18 protein-coding genes are annotated in these 21,769 nt (G+C 75.5%); 12 read left to right on the top strand and 6 right to left on the bottom strand.

Annotated elements, in window-relative coordinates:
* Positions 1-23: 23 nt before the first annotated feature.
* The 3 genes from ACZ4U4_RS14225 to ACZ4U4_RS14235 are packed head-to-tail and all read right to left on the bottom strand — an operon-like array spanning position 24 to position 2,307.
* Positions 24-893, bottom strand: coding sequence for a 5-oxoprolinase subunit C family protein (locus ACZ4U4_RS14225; RefSeq protein WP_467873046.1), 870 nt, complete (start codon positions 891-893; stop codon positions 24-26).
* A complete protein-coding gene (gene pxpB, locus ACZ4U4_RS14230; protein WP_467873049.1) occupies positions 890-1,531 on the bottom strand; it encodes a 5-oxoprolinase subunit PxpB in 642 nt (213 codons plus the stop codon). Before pxpB ends, ACZ4U4_RS14225 begins: the two co-directional genes overlap by 4 nt.
* On the bottom strand, positions 1,528-2,307 hold the full coding sequence (locus ACZ4U4_RS14235) for a LamB/YcsF family protein (protein WP_467873051.1): 780 nt from the start codon (positions 2,305-2,307) through the stop codon (positions 1,528-1,530). The genes pxpB and ACZ4U4_RS14235 overlap by 4 nt, the downstream gene beginning before the upstream one ends.
* 252 nt (positions 2,308-2,559) lie before the next feature.
* On the opposite strand from ACZ4U4_RS14235, the gene ACZ4U4_RS14240 reads away from it, so the two are divergent.
* The 7 genes from ACZ4U4_RS14240 to ACZ4U4_RS14270 all read left to right on the top strand — a co-directional run bounded on the left by ACZ4U4_RS14240 (position 2,560) and on the right by ACZ4U4_RS14270 (position 13,347).
* The gene (locus ACZ4U4_RS14240) at positions 2,560-3,303 is read left to right on the top strand and encodes a GntR family transcriptional regulator (protein ID WP_467873053.1); all 744 of its coding nucleotides are present in this window, start codon (positions 2,560-2,562) and stop codon (positions 3,301-3,303) included.
* A 200-nt stretch (positions 3,304-3,503) separates the two neighbouring features.
* Positions 3,504-4,268 (top strand): DUF969 domain-containing protein, encoded by a 765-nt coding sequence (locus ACZ4U4_RS14245; protein ID WP_467873055.1) that lies wholly within the window; start codon positions 3,504-3,506, stop codon positions 4,266-4,268.
* On the top strand, positions 4,265-5,233 hold the full coding sequence (locus ACZ4U4_RS14250; RefSeq protein WP_467873058.1) for a DUF979 domain-containing protein: 969 nt from the start codon (positions 4,265-4,267) through the stop codon (positions 5,231-5,233). The genes ACZ4U4_RS14245 and ACZ4U4_RS14250 overlap by 4 nt, the downstream gene beginning before the upstream one ends.
* Before the next feature lie 71 nt (positions 5,234-5,304).
* Entirely contained in the window at positions 5,305-5,949 is a 645-nt protein-coding gene (pcp, locus tag ACZ4U4_RS14255) for a pyroglutamyl-peptidase I (protein ID WP_467873060.1), read from the top strand.
* A gap of 174 nt (positions 5,950-6,123) precedes the next feature.
* Positions 6,124-7,650, top strand: coding sequence for a hypothetical protein (locus ACZ4U4_RS14260; RefSeq protein ID WP_467873062.1), 1,527 nt, complete (start codon positions 6,124-6,126; stop codon positions 7,648-7,650).
* Positions 7,651-7,756: 106 nt separating this feature from the next.
* On the top strand, positions 7,757-8,653 hold the full coding sequence (locus ACZ4U4_RS14265; protein ID WP_467873146.1) for a hypothetical protein: 897 nt from the start codon (positions 7,757-7,759) through the stop codon (positions 8,651-8,653).
* Between the two features lie 59 nt (positions 8,654-8,712).
* Positions 8,713-13,347 (top strand): coiled-coil domain-containing protein, encoded by a 4,635-nt coding sequence (locus ACZ4U4_RS14270; RefSeq protein ID WP_467873064.1) that lies wholly within the window; start codon positions 8,713-8,715, stop codon positions 13,345-13,347.
* Positions 13,348-13,392: 45 nt separating this feature from the next.
* On the opposite strand, the gene ACZ4U4_RS14275 is transcribed toward ACZ4U4_RS14270, so the two are convergent.
* Together ACZ4U4_RS14275 and ACZ4U4_RS14280 are read right to left on the bottom strand one after the other, a co-directional pair.
* Positions 13,393-14,478: an S-(hydroxymethyl)mycothiol dehydrogenase gene (locus ACZ4U4_RS14275; protein ID WP_467873067.1), complete on the bottom strand. Its 1,086-nt coding sequence runs from the start codon at positions 14,476-14,478 to the stop codon at positions 13,393-13,395.
* 394 nt (positions 14,479-14,872) lie between these two features.
* Positions 14,873-15,679 carry an IclR family transcriptional regulator gene (locus tag ACZ4U4_RS14280; protein ID WP_467873069.1) on the bottom strand — a complete coding sequence of 269 codons (807 nt, stop codon included), beginning with the start codon at positions 15,677-15,679 and terminating at the stop codon, positions 14,873-14,875.
* 216 nt (positions 15,680-15,895) lie between these two features.
* Between ACZ4U4_RS14280 and ACZ4U4_RS14285 the strand changes: the two genes are divergently transcribed.
* Positions 15,896-16,228: a bifunctional 3-phenylpropionate/cinnamic acid dioxygenase ferredoxin subunit gene (locus ACZ4U4_RS14285; protein WP_467873072.1), complete on the top strand. Its 333-nt coding sequence runs from the start codon at positions 15,896-15,898 to the stop codon at positions 16,226-16,228.
* Between the two features lie 30 nt (positions 16,229-16,258).
* Here the strand turns inward: ACZ4U4_RS14285 and ACZ4U4_RS14290 are convergent, their stop codons facing one another.
* Positions 16,259-16,603, bottom strand: a complete 345-nt coding sequence (locus tag ACZ4U4_RS14290; protein WP_467873148.1) for a hypothetical protein — start codon at positions 16,601-16,603, stop codon at positions 16,259-16,261.
* A gap of 427 nt (positions 16,604-17,030) precedes the next feature.
* Between ACZ4U4_RS14290 and ACZ4U4_RS14295 the strand changes: the two genes are divergently transcribed.
* The 4 genes from ACZ4U4_RS14295 (at position 17,031) to ACZ4U4_RS14310 (ending at position 21,582) form a co-directional block, all read left to right on the top strand.
* Positions 17,031-19,721, top strand: a complete 2,691-nt coding sequence (locus tag ACZ4U4_RS14295) for a sensor histidine kinase (protein WP_467873074.1) — start codon at positions 17,031-17,033, stop codon at positions 19,719-19,721.
* Positions 19,718-20,164, top strand: coding sequence for a roadblock/LC7 domain-containing protein (locus ACZ4U4_RS14300; protein ID WP_030279183.1), 447 nt, complete (start codon positions 19,718-19,720; stop codon positions 20,162-20,164). Before ACZ4U4_RS14295 ends, ACZ4U4_RS14300 begins: the two co-directional genes overlap by 4 nt.
* Before the next feature lie 14 nt (positions 20,165-20,178).
* Positions 20,179-20,592: a DUF742 domain-containing protein gene (locus ACZ4U4_RS14305; RefSeq protein WP_467873077.1), complete on the top strand. Its 414-nt coding sequence runs from the start codon at positions 20,179-20,181 to the stop codon at positions 20,590-20,592.
* Positions 20,593-20,715: 123 nt separating this feature from the next.
* On the top strand, positions 20,716-21,582 hold the full coding sequence (locus ACZ4U4_RS14310) for an alpha/beta fold hydrolase (protein WP_467873079.1): 867 nt from the start codon (positions 20,716-20,718) through the stop codon (positions 21,580-21,582).
* The last annotated feature ends 187 nt before the right edge of the window (positions 21,583-21,769 follow it).

A 21,769-nucleotide genomic window follows, 5' to 3' on the forward strand; every position in this document is an offset into this window, starting at 1 on the left:
GCGGGGGCGCGTGCGCCCTGCCCTCACGCCCCGTGTAGCGGCAGGAAGCGGATCGGGGTGCCCGGTACGGCCTGGGCTGCGGCCGCCAGATGGCGGGCGGGGACCACGCCGATCACCGGGTAGCCGCCGGTCGTCGGATGGTCGTGCAGGAAGAGGACCGGCAGCCCGTCCGGCGGCACCTGGAGGGCGCCCAGCGGCATACCCTCACTGGGCAGTTCACCGTCCCGCGCGCGCTCCAGGGGCGGGCCCTCGGTGCGCAGCCCGATGCGGTTGCTCGCCGCCGAGACCCCGAACCGCCCGGTGGCCAGGGTGCGGTGGCCGTGCGCGGTGAACCAGTCGTCGCGGGGCCCGGGCCGGTAGGGCAGCAGCAGTTCGGCGGGCGGGCCGGGGTGCGGGACGGCGTCCGCCCAGGCCGGGGCCGCGGGTTCGGCGCCCAGCGGCAGCACCGCGCCGTCGGGGAGCGGATCGCCGCCGAGCCCGGAGAGCAGATCGGTGGCGCGGCTGCCGAGCACCGGTTCGGTCGTGATGCCGCCGCCGAACGCCAGGTACGAGCGCAGCCCCCGGACGGCGGGCCCGGCGTCGAGGACGGCGCCGGCCGGGACGCGGACCGGGGCGCCCCAGGCGGCGGGCCGGCCGTCGACCGTCACCGGGCAGGGCGCGCCGGTCACCGCGACGGTGGTGGCGCGGCGCATCCGGACGGCGCACCCGGTGAGCGTGGTCTCCAGGGTCGCCGCCGACTCCGCGTTGCCGACCAGGCGGTTGGCGAGGCGGTGGGCCGGGGCGTCGAGGGCGCCGGAGAGCGGGACGCCCAGGTGGGCGTGGCCGGGGCGGCCGAGGTCCTGGACGGTGGTGAGGGCTCCGGCGCGCACCACGAGGCAGGCGTGATCGGTCATCGGACGGTCTCCGTGTCGCGGGCCCGGTGCGCGGGAACGAACCGGACCCGGGTGCCGGGCGTGAGCAGGGCGGCGTTCTCCCGTGCCGGGTTCCACAGCACCGCGTCGGTCCGGCCGATCAGCTGCCAGCCGCCGGGGGAGGAGCGCGGATAGACGCCGGTGTACGGCCCGGCGAGCGCGACCGCGCCGACCGGGACCCGGGTGCGCGGGGTGGCCCGGCGCGGTACGTGGCACTCCTCGGGCAGCCCGGTGAGATAGCCGAAGCCGGGGGCGAACCCGCAGAACGCCACATGGAAGGTGGTGGCGGCGTGACGGCGCACCACCTCGTCCGGGGTGGTGCCCCACAGCGCGGCGACGTCGGCCAGGTCCGGGCCGTCGTAGACCACCGGCAGCTCCACGGCCGGCCGGTCGGTGGCGGTCAGCGGCGGGATGTCCCAGGTGGCGAGGGAGGCGGCGAAGCCGCGGGGGTCGTCGAGACCGTCGAGGAAGACGGTCCGGGCGGCGGGCACGATCTCGGTGACGGGTGGCAGGACCCCGGCCGCGGCGCGCCGCAGCAGCTCCGCGTGGAGCGCGCCGACCCCGTCGGCGGTGTCCGGTTCGAGGAGGAGTCCGTGCGCGCCGACGGGCAGCGCTCTCATATGAAGCTCCGCACCACCACGCCGGCGGCGGCGAGTTCGGCCTTCACCCGGCGGGCGAGCGCCGCGGCGCCGGGGGTGTCGCCGTGCAGACAGAGCGACCGGGCGCGGACCGTGACCGGGGTGCCGTCGTGGGAGCGGACGGCGCCGTCACGGGCGATGCCCAGGGCGCGCCCGACGACCTCCTCGGGGTCCTCGACGACCGCGCCGGGCTCGCGCCGCGGGACGAGGGTGCCCTCGGCGGTGTAGGCGCGGTCGGCGAACGCCTCCTCGACGACCGGCAGTCCGGCCGCGCGCGCCGCCTCGTGCAGCCGGGAGCCGGGCAGGCCGAGGACCGGCAGCGACCCGCCCGCGGTGCGGATCCCGGCGACGACACCGGCGGCCTGTTCGGCGTCGTGGACGCAGCGGTTGTAGAGCGCGCCGTGCGGTTTGACGTAGCCGACGCGGGCCCCGGCGGCGCGGGCGAAGACCTCCAACGCGCCTATCTGGTACGCGATCTCGTCGGCCAGCTCGTCCGCGGGGACGTCCATGGCGCGGCGGCCGAAACCGGCGAGGTCGCGGTAGGAGACCTGGGCGCCGATGACGACGCCACCGGCGGCGGCGCGTTCGCAGACCCGGCGCATCGTGCCGGGGTCCCCGGCGTGGAAGCCGCAGGCGACGTTGGCGCTGGTCACGACGGACAGCAGGGCGTCGTCGTCGGTGAGTTGCCAGCGTCCGAAGCCCTCGCCGAGGTCGGCGTTGAGGTCGATGACGGCCGGTTGGACGGCGAGGTCGCTCATGGGTCTCCGCTCCAGGGCTCGGTGGCAGGGGGCACGGCGGCTGCGGGGAGCGGGCGCCCGGGGCGGGCCGGTGGGGCCCGGGGCCGTGGGGCGCACGGGCCGACCGGCGTCGGGCCCAAGGTAGCGATCGTTGAACGATCCGACAAGAGGTGTGTTGTTCCGATCCGGCTTCTGGGATTGACTTCCGGCGGGAGAACGATCGAGACGGCGCCCGGCACGGACCGGCGCCACGGCGGAAGCGGGGTGGGCCGGATGGCGGGCGGCGCGGCGAGGACGGAGCGGCGGCAGCCGGTCGATGTCGGGGGGCTGGCGGGCGACCGGGCGCTGCTCGGCCGCGCCGGCACCGCCGAGCGGGTCGCGGACATCCTGCGCGACCGCATCACCGAGGGCCACTTCCCGCCCGGCGCCCGGCTCTCCGAGGAGTCCATCGGCGGTGCCCTCGGCGTCTCCCGCAACACCCTGCGCGAGGCGTTCCGGCTGCTCACCCACGAACGGCTGCTGGTCCACCGCCTCAACCGCGGCGTCTTCGTCCGCGTCCTGACCGTCGAGGACCTGGCCGACATCTACCGCGTCCGCCTGCTCGTCGAGTGCGCCGCCGTCCGCGGTCTGGGCCAGGGGCCGTACGGCGGGGGGACGCGGGCGGCGATCGGCGCCATCGAGGCGGCGGTGCGCTCCGGCGAGACGGCGGTGCGCGAGCGCGCCTGGCAGGAGCTGTCCACCGCCAACATCCGCTTCCACCAGGGTGTCGCGGCGCTGGCGGGCAGCCCGCGCACCGACGAGCTGATGCGCGCCGTGCTCGCCGAACTCCGCCTGGTCTTCCACGTCATGGACGACCCGCGCCGCTTCCACGCGCCGTACCTCACCCGCAACCGGCAGATCGTCGAGGCGCTGGAGGACGGCGACGCCGCCGCGGCCGAGGAGTTGCTCCGCTCGTATCTGGAGGACTCGCTCGCCCAGCTCTCCGGGGCGTACGGGCGGCTGATCGCGGAGGAGTGAGGGACCGGGCGGCGGGTGCGGCGGCGCCCGGCCGGGCGCGGGGTCGCCGACGCGCCCGGCGCCCGACCGGCGGGATGGCGCCGGAAAGTTCCCGCCCCCGAACCCCTTGTCGGATCGTTGAACAATCGCCTAGCCTCCGCTGCAATCCATTCAACGATCCTCACGGTCCGCGTGGGGTCCTGTACGCGGAAGGCGGGCCCATGATCGTGCTCCTCGGCGTGCTCGTGGTCGTGATCGGCTTCGCCACGAAACGCCATCCCCTGCTCGTCGTCGGTGCCGCGGGCATCGTCGCCGGACTCCTCGGCGGACTCTCCCCCCAGGAGGTGCTGGCCGCCTTCGGCAAGGGCTTCGCCGACAGCCGGTCGGTGACGATCTTCGCCATCACCCTCCCGGTCATCGGCCTGCTGGAGCGCTACGGCCTCCAGGAGCAGGCCCGCAACCTGATCGCCCGCTTCGCCAAGCTCACCACCGGACGGTTCCTCGCCCTCTACCTGGGCATGCGGCAGATCGGCGCCGCGCTGGGCCTCACCGACGTCTTCGGCCACGCCCAGACCGTCCGTCCGCTGGCCGCCCCGATGGCCGAGGGCGCCGCCGAGCGCCGCCACGGCACACTCACCGACGCCGCCCGCGAACGGATCCGCTCGTGCGCCGCCGCCGCGGACAACGTCGGCCGGTTCTTCGGCGAGGACGTCTTCCTCGCCGTCGGCTCGATCCTGCTGATCACCGGCTTCGTCAACACCACCTACGGGACCCACCTCGAACCGCTCCACCTGGCGCTGTGGGCCATCCCCACCGCCGTGTGCGCCTTCGTCGTCCACGGCTGGCGGATGCTCCGCCTCGACCGGCAGCTGGAGCGCGAACTGCGCGCCGCCAACCCCGCGAGCACCGGCGGCGACCGGCCCACCGAGACCACCCACCCGACCGGCCACGCCGGGAACGCCACCGCAGCGGAGGCCACCGAATGATCAAGGCAGAGTGGTTCTACTGGCTGGTCGGCCTCAGCTTCCTGGTGATGGCCGGGCAGATGTACACCGACCGCAGCAACGCCAAACGGCGGGGCACCGCCGCCTTCTGGGGCCTGATCGGCGTCGGGTTCATCTACAGCAGCTGGGTCGTGAGCGGCCGGGCGCCCGCCGAACCTTTGGGCGCCGCCGTGCTGGCCATGGTTCTCCTGGCCGGCTGCGGTCTCACCGGACGCGGCACCCCGCGCACCACCACCCCCGCCGAACGCACCGCCCACGCCGCCCGCTTCGGCAGCCGCCTCTTCGTCCCGGCGCTCACCATCCCCGTCGTCGCACTGGTCTGCGCCGTCGGCGTCGCCCGGCTGCACATCGGCGGACGGCCGGTCCTCCAGGAGGGCAGCGAGACCATCCTCGGCCTGGGCATCGGCGCCGTCGTCGCGCTCGTCGTCGCCATGGTGATGCTCCGTGAGAAGCGGCTCCCGGTGCCCGTCGCCGCCGGCCGTTCGATGCTGGAGTCCATGGGCTGGGCGATGCTGCTGCCGCAGATGCTCGCCACGCTCGGCGCCATCTTCCAGGTCTCCGGCGTCGGCACCCAGGTCGGCAAGATCACCACCGCGGTGCTCCCCGACAACTCCCTGTACATCGCCGTCGTCGTCTACTGCCTCGGCATGTTCGGCTTCACCCTGATCATGGGCAACGCCTTCGCCGCGTTCCCCGTCATGACCGCCGCCGTCGGCTGGCCCGTCCTCGTCGAGCACTTCCACGGCAACGCGCCCGCCGTCCTCGCCCTCGGCATGCTCGCCGGATTCTGCGGCACTCTGGTGACCCCGATGGCCGCCAACTTCAACATCGTCCCGGCCGCCCTGCTGGAGCTGAAGGACCAGTACGGGCCGATCAAGGCGCAGCTGCCCACCGCGGGCGTCCTGCTCGGCTGCAACATCGTGATCATGGCGCTCTTCGCCTTCTGACCGTCTTCCGGCCGAAGCCGCCGCCGTACGGTCCGCCCACCGCGCCGGGCCACCACCACCGAGGAGACCGTATGACCCGGGTACTGCTGACCGGCTTCGCACCGTTCGACGGGGAGAAGACCAACCCCTCCTGGCAGGCGGTCCGCGCCGCCGCCGGGCAGCCGCCCGCCGGGCTCGACCTGCGCACCGCCGAACTGCCCTGCGTCTTCGGCGAGGCGGCCCGCGCCCTGCGCGCCGCCGTCGCCGAGCACCGGCCCGACGTGGTGATCTGCGTCGGCCAGGCCGGCGGCCGCCCCGACATCACCGTCGAACGCGTCGCGATCAACCTCGACGACGCCCGCATCCCCGACAACGCGGGCGCCGCCCCGATCGACGAACCCGTCGTCGCGGGCGGCCCCGCCGCCTACTTCTCCACCCTGCCGGTCAAGGCGTGCGTGGCCGCCGTCCGCGCCGCGGGCCTGCCCGCCTCCGTCTCGCACACCGCCGGGACCTTCGTCTGCAACCACGTCTTCTACGCCCTCGCCCACCTCATCGCCACCGAACTGCCCGCCCTGCGCGGCGGCTTCGTCCACGTCCCGTACGCGCCCGAGCAGGTCACCGGCCGGGCCCAGCCGTCCCTGCCGGTGGACACCGTCGCCCGCGCACTGTGCGAGATCGCCGCGACCGCCGCCACCACCCGCGAGGACCTGCGGCTGCCCGGCGGCACCACCCACTGACACCGGACCCGGCCCGGCGGCGCGGAGGCGTGGCCGGCCGGGCCGCCGGGTACGGGCCGTCACCGGCCGTGGCAGGCCCGCGTACACTGGCTGACCGGCCGGAACGTGCCCCGGGAGCCGGCCGGGGCACCGCCGTTTCGTCCGTTGTCAGTGCGAGCGCTTACTCTGTGCGACGTGACTTTTCCAGCTCCGGGGGCCGCCGCGCCCCAGCCGGCCGGGACCCACCGGCCCGCGCCGGGCCCCGCCGCCGACGAGGGCCTGGCCCGCCGCCTGCGCGCCCTCGCGTGCACCGCGCCGCTGCACGACCTCGACGCGCGCAAGACCAACCTCGCGGGCGAGTACGGCGGCTACGCCATGGCGGAGGTGGCGCTCGCCGTCATCGACCTGGTCACGCTCCACATGGACTTCGACACCGGCGCCGACCACGAGGAGATAGTGGCCCGGGTCCTGCCCCGCATCGCCGCCCAGGCCCCCGACCGCCCCGCCGCCGAACACGAGCGCGTCGCCCGCTGGGTCCTGGAGAACCTCCTCAACGTCGGCAGCGTCGACCGCGGATTCCGCGCCGTCTACGGCACGTTCGACACCTCCGGCACCTACGTCCGCCGCGACTACGACTTCAAACTCGTCGAAGAGGTCCCCGGATCCGGCGGCGCGGTCTTCCTGCGCACCACCGACGAAGCCGTCAACGTCCTCGTCGGCGCCCTCGACACCGACGTCACCAGCGCCCAGATCGCCGCCGAGGTGAAGCTGGAGGTGCTGATCAGCCGCGGCCGCCTCGCCGACGCCCAGCTCGCCGCCGAGCAGGCCCGCTACCGCACGGTCCAGTACGCCGAGACCCTGCGCCGCACCCTCGACGCCACCCGGCGCAACGTCCGCGCCGTCGACTGGCTGGAGACGGTCCCCGACATGATCGCCGAAGCGCTCGACCATGTCGCCGACCGCTACCGCCACGAGAACGCGATCCTCACCAACATCCGCAAGGCCCGCGACGAGACCGAGGAGCCCGAGCACAAGCGCCGCGCCGCCGAGCTGGTCGACATCGTCAAGGACTGCATCCGGCGCCACACCCAGCTCCAGTCCCGTCTGCTGGAGGCCGGACCGCTCTTCCGCGCCGAGCAGGACCGCCAGGCGTTCGCCGCCCCCACCGCCCGCTCCGGGCTCGACCTCTACGGCCAGCTCGTCGCCCCGCTGCTGCCGCTCCCCACCGAGCAGGCCCGCCGCGTCACCGACGCCTTCTTCACCCACGGCACCGGCCTGCGCACCCCGGCCGTCGTCCGCGTCACCGACCTCGTCGACACCCTGCTCACCCCGCCCGCCGAACGGGAGCACCTCGGCGCCGAGATGCCCGAGCCCGATCTCGTCGCCACCCCCGACGACAGCCGCTTCAGCGAGGCGCAGCTGGACGCCGCCATGGCCCTGCTCGACCTGCCGTCCGACGCGCCCCGCCGCCTCTCCGGACTGCTCGCCGACGCCCGCCGCACCGGCGACCCGGACCTCGCCTACCTCGTCGCCCTCCTCTCCGTGCACGCCGCCAGCCCCCCGGTCGGCACCGCCTACCGCCAGGGCGAGGCTCAGCTGCTCTTCGCCGTCGACGACGGCACCGAGCTGACCGACCCGGAATTCGGCGGCGCCGACCTCATCGTCGGCACCGCCCTCCTGGACGCCGCGGGCATGGCCGCCGACCGCTCGGAGGGGTCCTGATGCCCCGGCCCGCCCGCAGCCGCCGGCTCCCACCCGCCGCACCCCCGCCCCGCCCGTCCGTCCCCCGCAAGGAGCCCCGCCCGTGACCGAGTACGCCGCCGACGAGGTGCCGCAGCCGGAGCAGGCGCCCGCGCCCCCCGGGCGGGCAGCCACCGCCGGGGCCGAGCCCGCCGCGGCGCCGGTCACCCCCGCCGACGCCGCCGACGCGGCCCGGCTCGTCTCCTTCGGCCTCCAGCCCAAGCTGCTCCCGGCCCGCGACGCCGAATACGCCGAGCTGCTCCGCCGCCACCGCGACGACCCCGCCTTCGCCCGGCTCGCCGACGCCGTCGCCTCCGGGCTCGGCCTCGTCGTCCTGGAGGTCTCCACCCGCGCCGGAATGGCCGTCACCGCCGCCGAGGACTCCGTCTTCGCGGTCCGCATGGGCGACTACGCCCGCCGCGCCTCCGCCGACTCCGCCGACCGCTTCCTGCACGGACTGGCCCACCTCGCCGTCGCCGCCCTCGCCTTCCCGCGCCCCGAGGACCTCGCCGACGACGGCTACATCGGCCGCCTCACCGTCAACGGCGTCGACGCCTTCGTCCGCCAGGCATGCCGCCGCCTGGAGGAGCGCGCCGCCGAGAGCGGCGAGAACACCGACCCGGCCACCGGCGCCCCCGGCCTGGAGGCCGCCTGGCGCGTCTACGCCCGCCGCAGCGCCACCGGCGCCACCAAGGACGCCCGGCGGCTGGCCGGTTCCACCACCGGCATCATCGCCAAGGCCGTCACCTTCCTCGTCGACTCCGGCTTCCTCCAGCGCACCGGCGACGACGCCGGCGGCACCTACCGCACCACCGCCCGCTACCAACTCCAGGTCCGCGACCTGGCCGGTGGCGCCGCGATGAGCGAACTGCTGGAGCTGGGCGTGGTCCCCGTCGCCGACGGCACCGCCTCCCTGCTGCCCGGCGAGGACACCGACGCCCTCGACCTGGTGGCCGACGCCGGACTCCCGTTCCACAGCACCTGACCGCCCGCCCGACGCCGTCTCCTGCCCGTCCCCGCCCACTCCGACAACGAAAGTCCGCCATGTACGAGCTGTCCCGGGTCCGCCTCTACTCGATCGGACCGGCCGGCGCACGCTACGCCGACACCGTGCTGGACCTGCGCGGCGTCGGCGCCCCCGTACCGCAGCCCGCACCGGCCCAGGCGGACTTCTTCGAGGACGAACCGACCGGCCCGCCGCGCCGCCCGGCCCCCGCGGGCGTCCTCTTCCTGGAGAACGGCGGCGGCAAGTCCGTCCTCCTCAAGCTGATCTTCTCGGTGATGCTGCCGGGCCACCGCAACACCCTCGGCGGCGCCAGCTCCGGTGTGCTGCGCAAATTCCTGCTCGCCGACGACTGCGGCCATGTCGCCCTGGAGTGGCAGCACACCGTCACCGGCGAATCCGTCGTCGTCGGCAAGGTCAGCGAATGGCGCGGCCGTCAGGTCTCCAACGACCCGCGGAAGTTCGCCGAGGCGTGGTACAGCTTCCGCCCCGGCCCCGGGATGAGCCTGGACGCGCTGCCCGTCGCCGAGGCCACCGTCGTCCGGCCGCGCGGCGAGGACGGCGAAGGCGCCTCCGGTGCCCGCGGCCGCCGCCGCACCATGAAGGGCTTCCGCGACGTCCTGACCGAGGCGGGCAAGAACTACCCCAACCTCGACGTCGTCTGGGAGGAGATCCACGAACGCTGGAACGAACACCTCGGCGACCTCGGCCTCGACCCCGAACTCTTCCGCTACCAGCGCGAGATGAACGCCGACGAGGGGGAGGCCGCCGGTCTCTTCGCGGTGAAGAACGACTCCGACTTCACCGACCTGCTGCTCCGCGCCGTCACCGACACCCGCGACACCGACGGCCTCGCCGACCTCGTCCACGGCTTCGCCCACAAGCTCGGCCGCCGCGCCGAGCTGACCGCCGAGCGGGAGTTCACCGCCGGCTCCCTCGACCTGCTCAGCACCATCGCCGAGGCCGCCGACCGCCGCGAACAGGCCCGCCAGGTGCACGCCGGCGCCGAACGCCGCACCCGCGCCCTCGCCCGGCAGCTGCACGCCCGCTCCACCGAGGAGCACGGCCGCGCCGCCGAACTGGCCGAACAGGTCGCCGCCGCGGCCCACCGCGTCACCGACGCCGAACGCACCCGCGACCGCCGCGCCCTGGTCTCCGCCGAACTCGCCTACCGCCACGCCTCGCTGGCGCTCGCCGCCGCCGAGAAGGGCGCCGCCGCCCAGCGCCGCGAGCTGAACGACGCCCGCACCCTGCACAGCGCCTGGCAGGCCGCCGAGACGGTGCTGCGCCACCGCGCCGCCGCCGACCGCTCGGCCCGCGTCGCCGCCGCCATCCGCGAGGCCGAACGCGATGCCGCCCCGGCGCTGGCCGCCCGCGCCACCGCCGCCGCCGACCTCGTCCGCGCCCTGCACACCGCGGCCGAGGCCGGCGAGCGCCTCGCGAGCGAGGAGGAGGAGCGCTCCGCCGCCCTCCAGGAGGCCGGGGAGAGCGCCCACCGCGACGCCACCGCCGCCGCCACCCACGCCCAGCGCGCCCGCAGCGAGGCCGACCACCTCGGCCAGCGGCTCGCCGAGGTCGCCGAGGAGACCGCCGAGGCGGTCCGCGCCGGCTGGCTCGACGACAGCACCCCGGACGCCGACCCGGCCCGCGCGGCCCTCGCCGCCGCCGACGCCGAGAAGGACGCCGTCGCCGCCTGGGGCACCGCCCGCGAGGCCGCCCGCACCGCCACCGAACACGCCCGCCGCGCCACCACCCGGCACACCACCGCCGAGTTGGCCGCCGCCCGAGCCGAGGACGCCGCCACCGCCGCCGCCCGCGCCTGGGAGGCCGAGCGCGCCACCGCCGCCGCCCTCGGCGCCGAACAGCGCCTCGCCGACCTCCTCGGCCTGCCGCAGACCGACCCCGCCACGGGCACCCCGGCCGACGCCGCCGACCCGGCCGGCCCCCTGAGCGCCGAGGAGTTGGACCGCAACGCCGACGCCCTGCGCGAGCTGCTGGAGGGCGGCGTCGCCTCCGCCGAGCGCCACCTCTTCGACCTGCGCACCGCCGCCGCCGACGACGCCCGCATCCTCGGCGCCCTCGGCGACGGCGGACTGCTGCCCCCGGGCCCCGACGTCCTCGCCGCCGTCGAATACCTCGGCGAACACGGCGTCCCCGCGCTGCCCGGCTGGCGCTATCTGGCCCAGTCCGTCGACCCCGCCGACCACGCCCGGGTGCTCGCCGCCCGGCCCGAACTGGTCGACGGGGTGATCATCACCGACCCGGACACCCACGCCCGGGCCCGGGAGATCCTCGCCGCCGCCGCGCTGCTGCCCCGCTCCGCCGTCGCCGTCGGCACCTCCGAGGCGCTCCTCGCACCCGCCCCCGAGACCTCCGCCGCGGACTCCGGCGTCTTCCTCGTCCCGCCGAACCCGGCGATGCACGACGAGTCCGCCGCCGACGAGGAGCGGCAGGCGCTGCGCGCCCGCGCCGTCGAGCGGGACGACGAGATCCGCGCGCTCGCCGCCCGCCTCGCCGCCGACCGCGCCCTCGCCGCCCGCCTCACCTCCTGGCGTGCCGGATGCCCGGCAGGTCACCTCGCCGAGCTGGCCGAAGCCGCCGAGCGGACCCGTGCCGCGGCGACCGAGGCGGCCGCCGAGCTGACCGAGGCCCGCGCCGCCCGCACCGAGGCCGACGAGACGGCCGCCGAGGCCACCGCCGTCCGCGACGAGCGGCAGGAGACCGCCCAGCGCGCCCGCCGCTCCGCCGACCTGCTGGCGGGCCTCGCCCACCGGCTGCGCGAGCGCGCCGGATGGCAGTCGCGGATGCGGGAACTGGCCGACGAGGCCGCCGAGTTCGAGGCCCGCGCCGAGGAGTGCGTGGACCGCGCCCGCGCCGCCGACGAGGACCGCCGGGCCGCCCAGCGCGCCGCCGACGACGCCCACCGCACCGCCCGCGCCCTGCGCGCCGAACGCGCCGAGATCGCCGGTGTCCCCGACGACCTCGGCCCCGCCCCTCAGGGCGCCCCCACCTCGCTGCCCGCGCTGCGCGAGGCGTACCGCTCGGCCTCGCAGCTGTACGAGAAGGTCGGCGTCGGCGCCGACCTCCGCGCCGAACAGGCCCGCGCCGAGGGCGACGAATCCGCCGCACTCGCCGAGCTGAACCGCCTCACCAACAAGGTCCGCACCCGCGCCGAGGCGCTGCTGGAGAGCCCGGACGCCGCCGACGGCCCGTCCCGGCAGGCCGCCGCCGGACGCGCCGAGTCGCTGGTGACGATGTTGGAGACCCGCGCCTCGGCCGCCAGTGAACAGCTGGGCCGGCTGCGCGGCGAGGCCGAGCGGCTGGCGCCCGCCGAGGGCACGGCCCACACCGACCTCGCCGAGGAGCAGGTGCCCGCCGACGCGGAGCGCGCCAAGGAGCTGCTGCGCACCGCCGTCGGCGAACTCGCCACCGCCACCGAGGCGCTGGAGTCCGCCCGCACCCACCACGACGAGCTGCTGCGCGGCCACCGCGCCGCCGAGGAGGCGGCCGACGGCTTCGAGGAGACCGCGGCGCTCCTGCGCGATCTGCTGCGCGAGGCCCAGCCCGCCGACGACACCGCGGACGAGCCCGTGCAGCCCTACCCCGGGCGGCTGGAGGAGGGCCGCCGTGCCGCGGCCGAGTCCCGCCGTTCGCTGCGCGGCTGCGCCCAGGACCTCTCCGCCGCCGACGCCGCCGTCCGCGAGGCGAGCGACGTCCTCGTCCGGCACGCCAACGCCACCCGCTTCGAGCACGTCCGCACCCCGGCGCGGCAGCAGATCCGGGAGCTGCCGGCGGCGGCGCTGCCGGAGCACGCCGCGAAGTGGGCGGAGGCGTTCGCGCCCCGTCTGCGGGTGCTCACCGACGAGTTGGAGCAGCTGGAGCGCAACCGCGACTCCATCGTCGACCGGCTGCGCGGTCTGGTGGAGTCCTCACTGACCACGCTCCGCTCCGCCCAGCGGCTCTCCCGGCTGCCGGAGGGGCTGGGGGAGTGGTCGGGCCAGGAGTTCCTGCGTATCCGCTTTGAGGACCCGGACCAGGCCACGCTCACCGAGCGGCTGGGCGAGGTCATCGACGAGGCGACCCGCGCCGCCGTCCGCAAGAACAGCGATCTGCGGCGGGACGGTATGTCCCTGCTGCTGCGCGGGGTGGCCGCCGCGCTGGCGCCGCGCGGGGTGGCCGTGGAGATCCTCAAGCCCGACGCGGTGCTGCGCGCCGAGCGGGTGCCGGTCGGTCAGATGGGCGATGTCTTCTCCGGTGGCCAGCTGCTGACCGCCGCCATCGCGCTGTACTGCACGATGGCCGCGCTGCGCAGCAACGACCGCGGTCGCGACAAGCAGCCCCACGCCGGCACGCTCTTCCTCGACAACCCCATCGGCCGCGCCAACGCCACCTACCTGCTGGAGCTCCAGCGGGCCGTCGCGGATGCGCTCGGCGTCCAGCTGCTCTACACCACCGGCCTCTTCGACACCACCGCGCTGGCGGAGTTCCCGCTGGTCATCCGGTTGCGCAACGACGCGGACCTGCGCGCGGGCCTGAAGTACATCAGCGTCGAGGAGCATCTGCGCCCCGGCCTGCCGCAGGCCGACCCGTCCGGCGAGGCGGTCCACGGCCAGATCACGGCGACCCGGATGTACAAGCGCCCGGAGGAGAGCCCGGAGCCGGCGCCGGGCGGCTGAGCGAAGGGGCGGGAGGCACCGACGCCGCCCGCCCCGCCCTGCTCCTCAGAGCACCACCACCGACCGCAGCACCTCGCCGCCCCGCATCTTCGCGAAGGCGGACTCGATGTCGTCCAGGCCGATGGTCTCGGTGACGAAGCGTTCCAGGTCGAGCTTGCCGCTGAGGTGGAGGTCGATCAGGACCGGGAAGTCCCGGCTGGGCAGACAGTCGCCGTACCACGACGCCTTGAGGGCGCCGCCGCGTCCGAAAAGGTCGGCCAGCGGCAGGTCGACGTGCATCTCCGGCTCCGGCACCCCGACCTGCACCAGCGTCCCGGCGAGATCGCGCATGTAGAACGCCTGCCGGTAGGTCTCCGGGCGGCCGACCGCGTCGATGACGACATCGGCGCCGAACCCGGAGGTGAGTGCGCGCACCGCCTCGACGGGGTCCGTACCGCGGGAGTTGACGGTGTCGGTGGCGCCGAAGCGTTCGGCGGCGTCCAGCTTCCGGTCGTCGATGTCGACGGCGATGACCCGGCGTGCCCCGGCCCGGGAGGCTCCGGCGATGGCGGCGTTGCCGACGCCCCCGCAGCCGATGACCGCGACGGTGTCGCCGCTGCCGACGCCCCCGGTGTGCACGGCGGCGCCGTACCCGGCCATCACCCCGCAGCCGATCAGCCCCGCCGCCTCCGGCCGGGCCGCCGGGTCGACCTTCACCGCCTGCCCGGCGGCGACCAGCGTCTTCTCAGCGAACGCCCCGATGCCGAGGGCCGGGGCGAGCGGGGTGCCGTCGCGCAGCGTCATGGGCTGTGTGGCGTTACGGGAGTCGAAGCAGTACCAGGGGCGGCCGCGGCGGCAGGAGCGGCAGCGGCCGCAGGGCGCCCGCCAGGCGAGGACGACGAAGTCGCCGGGGGCGAGGTCGGTGACGTCGGGCCCGGCCGCCTCCACGACCCCGGCCGCCTCGTGGCCGAGCAGAAAGGGGAAGGCGTCGCCGACCGCGCCCTCGCGGTGGTGCAGATCGGTGTGGCAGACCCCGCATGCCTGGACGGAGACCAGGACCTCGCCGGGACCGGGGTCGGGCACGAGGATCGGCAGCACCTCGACGGGCGCGCCCGGGGCGACGGCGATGGCGGCGCGGACTTCGTGCGGCATGGCTCACTCCTCTACAGCGCCTGCCGCGCGGGCAGGGGCGGGTGCACGCGAGAGTCGGCACGGATGCCTGTGGGGGAGGGTGGTGCGCTGCGCAGGGGTGGGGGAGAGCGGTGGACGGCGGACCGGCCACGCCCCGATGTTGCCTATCGCGCGTCGAGTTGCGCGATAGGAGACATGCTGGAAGTCCGCCCCCGATCCGTCAAGAGCCGTCTTGCGCCACCCGGAACGGGCCCGCGGCGACCGCCCGGGACGACCCCGCGACGCCACCCGGACCAGCCATACGCCACCCACCCGGACCGGCCATACCGCCCCCGCCCGGACCGGCCACCCACCGCCCCGTCCTGGGGGCGAACGCCCCGCAGAGCCTCTCCGTCGAGCCCCGCCCGACGGCCCGTCAGCCCGCGTGCCCCATCCGCCGGGAGAGCTCCGCCGCCGCCTCGACCGCGCGCTGCGCCAGCTCCGGCAGGAGGGCGCGGCTCATCCGGTACGCCGGTCCGGAGACGCCGATCGCGCCGATCACCGCACCGTCGTGCGCCCGCACCGGCGCCGCCACCGCGTTCAGCCCGATCTCCAACTCCTCGGTCGAGCAGGCGAACCCGTTCTCGAACGCGCCGGTCAGCTGGGCGCGCAGATCGCCGGCGGTGGTCAGCGTGTGCTCCGTGAACCGCGCCAGCTTCCGCCCGGCCAGCCGCTCCCGGCGCTCGCGCGGCAGATGCGCCAGCAGCACCTTGCCGCTCGCGGTGGCGTGCAGCGGGGTACGGCGGCCCAGCCAGTTGTACGCGGTGACCGCGGCGGCGCCCCGCGCCTGCATGATGTTGACCGCCGCATCGCCGTCCAGCACCGCGATGTTGGCGGTCTCCCCGGTGCCGTTGGCCAGCGCCCGGCACACCGGCTGCCCCTCCTGCGAGATGTCCAGCCGGATCGCGGCGGCGCCCGCCAGCCGCAGCACCCCCGCGCCGAGGAAGTACTTGCCGCGCTCCTTCTCCTGCTCGACCAGCCCGCGGTTCTCCAGCACGCCCAGGATCCGGAAGGCGGTGGACTTGTGGACGCCCAGCTCCTCGGACAGCTCGGTCACCCCCGCCTCGCCGAGGCGGGCGAGGAGTTCCAGCACGCTCACCGCGCGCTCCACGGACTGGACGGAACCCGCCCCGCCCCGCCGCTCGTCGGGCCGCTCCGCTGGGGTATCGCTCGTGTTCGACATGGGACTTCGTGTCACCGCCCGTTGGCCCCTGAAGGGCGCGTCGGAGGGAGCCCGCCAGGCGCGTGAGGGCCCGGGGATCCCTGGCGAGCCGGGGGCCGGGAGAAACGGCCCGAAGGCCCTTGACGGCCCGCCCCACGGCCTGGATTCTGTTGCGCATCGCGCTCTGCGATGCGTTATTCACAACGCCATGATACCGATCAGCGCGAGGGGGGCCAGATGATTCCCGTCTGCCGCATCGACGATCTTCCCGAGGGTGAAGCCGTCCGGATCACCGTCGACGACCACACACCCGCCATCGCCGTCTTCCACGCCGAGGACGGCGGCTTCTACGCCGTCGACGACCTCTGCAGCCACCAGGACGCCTCGCTCTCCGAGGGGTACGTCGAGGGCTGCTTCGTCGAATGCCCGCTGCACGCCGCCCTGTTCGACCTGCGTACCGGCGCCGCGACCTGCCTGCCGGCCCGCCGCCCGGTACGCACCCACGAGGTCGCCGTCATCGACGGTGTGCTGCACGTCCGGCCCGCGGTGCGGGAGGACGCCGTCGCCTGAACCGGCCCGGCGGCGGGTCGGCGGCGCCCGTCACACGGCGGCGCCGGACCGCCGCTCCTCCTTCAGCGCCCGCCGCTCCTCCCGGACCGCCCGCCGCTCCGCCCGCCGTGCCCGCCGCCGCTCACGCCGCAACTGCCGCGCCGTACTGCTCGGCTGCGACTGCACGCCATGCCGCTGCACCCAGACCTGCCGCGTCACCCAGACGTCGAGCACCGCCCAGGTCGCCACCACCGTGCTGGCGACCGTGCTGATCACCGCCGGGAACGCCAACCACGTTCCGGCCAGCGTCCCCAGGAACGCGATCATCGCCTGGGTCAGGGTGACCGCCACGATGATCACCGCCCGTACCGCCGCCGTCCGCACCGGATCGGCCATCCGCCGCCGGGTCGCGGGCTCTTCCTGCCACAACGGGCGCCTGTCGGTGTCCCTCAACGCCTCACCCTCCCCGTACGTACCGCCGCCGGGACTCCGCCCGGCGCGCGCGGGGCGCCCGCCGGAGAACGGCCGCATGCCGCCCGGACGCCCGGCGCCGCCGCCATCGTCACCCACGCCGCCACGGGGGAGTGACCCGGGGTGGGGCAATTCCGGCCACCCCATGGAGTGATGGCCGGAGGCGGTGGGCGAGGCCCCGCCCGCCCGCGGGCACCTTGTCCGGGAATCGCCTGACAAGGCCGGGCGATCCCCGTCGGCACTTTCCCCAAGGTCCGGCCGGGTCTTCGGGTTGGCCGCCGGGCAGTAGTAGGCTCGCGCCGTTTGTTGACGGAACACCACCCCCGGCCACCGGGGCTGACTGGGGGAGGCCATGCGCTTTCGCGGGAAGTCGATCCGCCGGAAGATCGTGGCGTTGCTGCTCGTACCGCTGGTTTCCCTGACAGCCATGTGGGCGTTCGCAACGTACGTCACCGGTCGCGAAGCAGATCAACTGCTCACCGTCGGCCGGGTCATCCGGAACCTCGGCCACCCCTCCCGGAACCTCATCGAGGATCTCCAGCGGGAGCGGCGGCAGAGCCTGATGTACCTCGCCGACCGGCGGGACGCCGATGCGCTGCCCCAATTCCAGCAGCAGGCACGGGCCACCGATGAATCCCTCGCCCGGCTCCGCGCCGAGGCCGAGCTCCCCTCCGTCCACGACGACCTCGGCCGCGGCACCGCCGCCGCCCTGGACGACGCGGTCAAGGCACTCACCCCCCTCGCCTCCCTGCGCCGCCAGGTCCAGGACAACACCGTCTCGCGCGACGAGGCGTTCGAGTCGTACGCCGGGATGATCGACTCGCAGTACGACCTGGTGGTCGCGTTGCACGTGCTGGACGACGTCGATCTGGAGAAGCAGGGCCGTGCGCTGGTCTCCCTCGACCGTGCCCGGGAGGCGTTCGCCCGCGAGGACGCGCTGCTCTCCGCCGCGCTCGCCTCCGGCCGGATGACCAAGATCGACCTGCGGACCGTCTCCGACGAGATCGCCGAGCGCCGCGTCCTGATGCGCACCGGCCTGCCCCTCATGCCGGCCGCCGAACGCGCCGCCTACGAGGACTACTGGCACTCCACCAAGACCCGCGAACTGGAGGCGGTGGAGGACGCCGTGGTGGCCGCGGGCGCCGACGACGCCCCCAAGGCCGTCAACGCCGAACGCTGGGACATCCTCGCCTCCACCGTCCTCGACGACCTCCAGCGCATGGGCCAGGAGTCCGGCGAGCACTACCGCGAGCGGGTCCGGCCGGTCGCCCTGGCCGTCGTCGCGAAGGCGGCCGTCGCCGGTGTCCTCGGCTTCGTCGCCCTGATGGTCTCCCTGATCGTCTCCGTCCGCATCGGCCGCCGCCACGTCAAGGACCTCACCGCGCTGCGCAAGACCGCCCACGAGGTCTCCGGCGTCCGACTGCCCGCCGTGATGCGGCGGCTGGCCGCGGGCGAGCAGGTCGACATCGAGGCCGAGGTGCCGCGCCGGGAGTTCGGCCCGGACGAGACCGGCCAGGTCGGCCAGGCCCTCCACACCCTCCAGCGGGCCGCCGTCGAGGCCGCGGTGAAACAGGCCGACATGCGCCGCGGCGTCTCCGAGGTCTTCGTCAACCTCGCCCGCCGCAGCCAGGTACTGCTCCACCGTCAGCTCACCCTGCTGGACACCATGGAGCGCCGCACCGAGGACACCGACGAACTCGCCGACCTCTTCCGCCTCGACCACCTCACCACCCGCATGCGCCGCCACGCCGAGGGCCTGGTGATCCTCTCCGGCGCCGCCCCCTCCCGGCAGTGGCGCAAGCCGATCCGGCTGATGGACGTGGTGCGCGCGGCCGTCGCCGAGGTCGAGGACTACGAACGCATCGAGGTCCGGCGGCTGCCCCGGCTCGCCGTCGAGGGCCCCGCCGTCTCCGACCTCACCCACCTCGTCGCCGAACTCCTGGAGAACGCCACGGTGTTCTCCCCGCCGCACACCGCGGTCCAGGTCGTCGGCGAACGGGTCGCCAACGGCTTCACCCTGGAGATCCACGACCGCGGCCTGGGCATGCCCCCCGACCAGCTCCTTGAGGCCAACCTCCGGCTCGCCGAGACCGCCGAGTTCGCACTCTCCGACACCGACCGGCTGGGCCTCTTCGTCGTCAGCCGCCTCGCCCAGCGCCAGGGCGTCCGCGTCTCCCTCCAGCCCTCGCCGTACGGCGGTACCACCGCGGTGGTCCTGATCCCCGGCGCGCTGCTGACCGACACCGAGGAGGGCGAGGACACCGGCGGCGTCTTCCTGGACGGCCCGGACCTGCCCCGGCTGGAGCCGGTCACCGGCGAACCGGCCGCCCTGGCCGAGGCCCGCGCCCAGGGCCCGCGCGCCGTGGGACCGGGGCAGCCGGCACAGCAGGAGGCCGACGCCCCGCACCCGCTCGACGAGGAGGACGGCGTCTTCCGCGGCCGCACCCGAAGCCGCCGCGCCGCCGCGCCCACCGGCCCCACCCCGTCGCCCGCGCTCGTCCCGCGCCCCCGGCTGGCCTCCGCCGAACACCACACGCCCGACGACGGCCCGGCCCCGCTGCCGCGCCGCCGTCCGCGTCCACCGGTGCTCGTCTCGGACCACGGCCGCACCGTCGACGACGGCGAGGCGCGCGCCCACACGGGCGGGCCCGGCGGCGAGGGCCAGGAGCCGTCCGGCCACCCCCGCCCGGCCGACGGGGACCCCCCGGCGGCATCCGGCGGTGACGGCCCGGCGGACCGCCCCGCGGCCCCCGGGAACACCGTCGGCGGGCTGCCCCGCCGGGTGCGGCAGGCCAGCCTCGCCCCGCAGCTCAAGAACGACCCGGACCACCGGTCCGGCGACGAGCGGCCCGACGACGACCGGGACGCCGAGGAGGTCCGCAGCCGGATGGCCGCCCTCCAGAGCGGCTGGCGGCGCGGCCGCCGCGACACGGGCGAGGACCCCGCGCCCGACGATCACGCGACCCGGGACGACACCGGCCGCGACGGGGACGACGGGGGCACGACAGCAATCAGAAACACTCCGGGAGGGGACGGTCCATGACCGCACCGCAGGCAGCAGCCACCACCGCATCGGCCTTCGCGCAGGGCTCCGGCGAGCTGAACTGGCTCCTCGACGAACTCGTCGAGCGGGTCGGCAGCATCCGCAAGGCCCTCATCCTCTCCAGCGACGGCCTCGCCACCGGCGCCTCCAAGGACCTCACCCGCGAGGACGGTGAGCACCTGGCCGCCGTCGCCTCCGGCTTCCACAGCCTGGCCAAGGGCGTCGGCCGCCACTTCGACGCGGGCCGGGTCCGCCAGACCCTCGTCGAACTGGACGACGCGTTCCTCTTCGTCAGCGCGGCGGGCGACGGCAGCTGCCTCGCCGTCCTCGCCGACGCCGAGTCCGACGTCGGCCTGATCGCCTACGAGATGACGCTCCTCGTCAAGCGTGTGGGGACGCACCTGGGGACCGCGGCGCGCGGTGGTGCGCCCGCGGGCAGGTGACCAGCGGTGCGGACATGACCGAACAGTCCGATCCGGCCGCCCGCCACGGCGGAGCGGTGCGCTGGTACGACGACGAGGCGGGCCCCGTCGTCCGCCCGTACGCCATGACACGCGGACGCACCCGTACGGAGGCGGAGGACCGGCTCGACCTGATCGCCCTGGTGATCACGGAGAGCCGGTACGACGCACCGGACGGCGACCACACCCTTACGCCCGAGCAGCTCGACATCGTCGAGTGGTGCCGTGCGGCGCCGCAGTCGGTCGCCGAACTCGCCGCCGACCTCGATCTCCCGATCGGTGTGGTGCGGGTGCTCATCGGCGATCTGCTGGACGCCGGGCTGGTCCACCTCACCCGCCCGGTACCGCCCGCCGAGCTCCCCGACGAGCAGGTGCTGCGCGAGGTGATCGACGGCCTGCGCGCCCTGTGAGCGGCCGCGGCACGGACCTTCCGTGCCCGGCCGCGGCCCGGCGCCCGCCCGTCAAAGGACCGTTGTTACGGTCTGATTGAGGCATCACCACCCCGGTCGGGGTCCTACGAGAAGAGAGCCGACATGACCGCGGATACATCGCCGTACCCCCTCGAACGCCTGGAGATCCAGGTCGGCCCGCACACCCACGGCGCCCTCGCCGCGGGGCCGGCCGACGGTGAGCTGGTCCTGCTGCTGCACGGCTGGCCCGAGTTCGCCGACTCCTGGTCCGAGGTGCTCCCCGGCCTCGCCGCGGCCGGCTACCGCGCCCTCGCCGTCGACCAGCGCGGCTACGCCCCCGCGGCCCGGCCCGACGGCGTCGCCTCCTACGCGGTCACCGAACTCGTCGCCGACGCCCTGGCGTTCGCCGACTCCCAGGGCGCCGACCGCTTCCACCTCGTCGGCCACGACTGGGGCGGACTGCTCGCCTGGGTGCTGGCCGGTGCCCACCCCGACCGGCTCCGCTCGGTGACCTCGCTGGCCACCCCGCACCCCGGTGCGCTGCGCCGCGCGGTGACCGAGGACGCCGACCAGCAGCGCCGCTCGGAGTACGTGGGCCTCTTCCGCACCCCCGGCACCGCCGAGGAGAGCCTGCTGGCCGACGGCGCCGCGCGGATGCGCCAGGCGTTCGGCGGCCATGTGCCGGAGGCCCTCGTCGACGCCAACATCCGCCGGCTCTCCGAGCCGGGCGCGCTGACCGCCTCGCTCAACTGGTACCGCGCGCCCGCGGAAACCTTTGCGCTGCCCGCCGACCGCATCACCGTTCCCACCCTCTACGTCTGGGGCACCGAGGACGTCGCCCTCGGCCGCACCGCCACCGAGCTGACCGCCGAGTGGGTGGACGGGCCCTACCGCTTCGAGGCCCTGGACGGCGTCAGCCACTGGCTGCCCGAGGAGGTGCCCGACCGGGTCACCGCGCTCCTCGTCGAGCACCTGGGCCGCCACTCCTGACCTCATGGGCGGCGGCCGCCGGATTCCGGCCGTCCGCCGCCCGGCGCCTTGCGCGCCTTTCGGGACACTTACGGACGTCCTGCCCACGCGGACAGGGCGCTTCGGCCGCACAAGTGGGCGTGGCCGGGCGTACGTTGTACCGTTCCTCAGCATCCGCAGGCCGCTCGCCGGCCCCCACGGCACGGCG

The organism is Streptomyces sp. NPDC029159 (assembly GCF_055564055.1).

Bases quoted from the DNA above. Each gene is read 5' to 3' on its own strand.
- ACZ4U4_RS14270 (WP_467873064.1), top strand. From the start codon at position 8,713: ATGTACGAGCTGTCCCGGGTCCGCCTCTACTCGATCGGACCGGCCGGC.
- ACZ4U4_RS14235 (WP_467873051.1), bottom strand. From the start codon at position 2,307: ATGAGCGACCTCGCCGTCCAACCGGCCGTCATCGACCTCAACGCCGAC.
- ACZ4U4_RS14300 (WP_030279183.1), top strand. From the start codon at position 19,718: ATGACCGCACCGCAGGCAGCAGCCACCACCGCATCGGCCTTCGCGCAG.
- ACZ4U4_RS14305 (WP_467873077.1), top strand. From the start codon at position 20,179: ATGACCGAACAGTCCGATCCGGCCGCCCGCCACGGCGGAGCGGTGCGC.
- ACZ4U4_RS14310 (WP_467873079.1), top strand. From the start codon at position 20,716: ATGACCGCGGATACATCGCCGTACCCCCTCGAACGCCTGGAGATCCAG.
- ACZ4U4_RS14245 (WP_467873055.1), top strand. From the start codon at position 3,504: ATGATCGTGCTCCTCGGCGTGCTCGTGGTCGTGATCGGCTTCGCCACG.
- ACZ4U4_RS14295 (WP_467873074.1), top strand. From the start codon at position 17,031: ATGCGCTTTCGCGGGAAGTCGATCCGCCGGAAGATCGTGGCGTTGCTG.
- ACZ4U4_RS14240 (WP_467873053.1), top strand. From the start codon at position 2,560: ATGGCGGGCGGCGCGGCGAGGACGGAGCGGCGGCAGCCGGTCGATGTC.
- ACZ4U4_RS14250 (WP_467873058.1), top strand. From the start codon at position 4,265: ATGATCAAGGCAGAGTGGTTCTACTGGCTGGTCGGCCTCAGCTTCCTG.
- ACZ4U4_RS14225 (WP_467873046.1), bottom strand. From the start codon at position 893: ATGACCGATCACGCCTGCCTCGTGGTGCGCGCCGGAGCCCTCACCACC.
- ACZ4U4_RS14280 (WP_467873069.1), bottom strand. From the start codon at position 15,679: ATGTCGAACACGAGCGATACCCCAGCGGAGCGGCCCGACGAGCGGCGG.
- ACZ4U4_RS14285 (WP_467873072.1), top strand. From the start codon at position 15,896: ATGATTCCCGTCTGCCGCATCGACGATCTTCCCGAGGGTGAAGCCGTC.
- ACZ4U4_RS14275 (WP_467873067.1), bottom strand. From the start codon at position 14,478: ATGCCGCACGAAGTCCGCGCCGCCATCGCCGTCGCCCCGGGCGCGCCC.
- pxpB (WP_467873049.1), bottom strand. From the start codon at position 1,531: ATGAGAGCGCTGCCCGTCGGCGCGCACGGACTCCTCCTCGAACCGGAC.
- pcp (WP_467873060.1), top strand. From the start codon at position 5,305: ATGACCCGGGTACTGCTGACCGGCTTCGCACCGTTCGACGGGGAGAAG.
- ACZ4U4_RS14290 (WP_467873148.1), bottom strand. From the start codon at position 16,603: ATGGCCGATCCGGTGCGGACGGCGGCGGTACGGGCGGTGATCATCGTG.